Here is a 217-nt window from a genome sequence, read left to right as displayed (position 1 = left end):
GCCATCTCGTTGACGTTGTCGGTGAGGTCCTTCCAGGTGCCGCCGACGTTGGACACCCGGGCCTGCCCGCCGAGCCGCCCCTCCGTGCCCACCTCCCGGGCCACCCGGGTCACCTCGTCGGCGAACGACGACAACTGGTCCACCATCGTGTTGATCGTGACCTTCAGCTCCAGGATCTCGCCGCGCACGTCCACGGTGATCTTCTGCGACAGGTCGC

Annotated in this window: 1 protein-coding gene; it reads right to left on the bottom strand. The window is 67.7% G+C overall.

Features of this window, described 5'->3' with window-relative positions; translation table 11 throughout:
- Positions 1 to 217: HAMP domain-containing protein (locus tag LPA42_RS33655; RefSeq protein WP_228987166.1), on the bottom strand; the 217-nt coding region annotated here is incomplete at both ends.

The organism is Micromonospora sp. DH13, assembly GCF_020873825.1.
In the GTDB taxonomy this organism is placed as follows: Bacteria; Actinomycetota; Actinomycetes; order Mycobacteriales; family Micromonosporaceae; genus Micromonospora; species Micromonospora haikouensis.
This window is presented reverse-complemented; position numbering and strand designations above follow the sequence as displayed.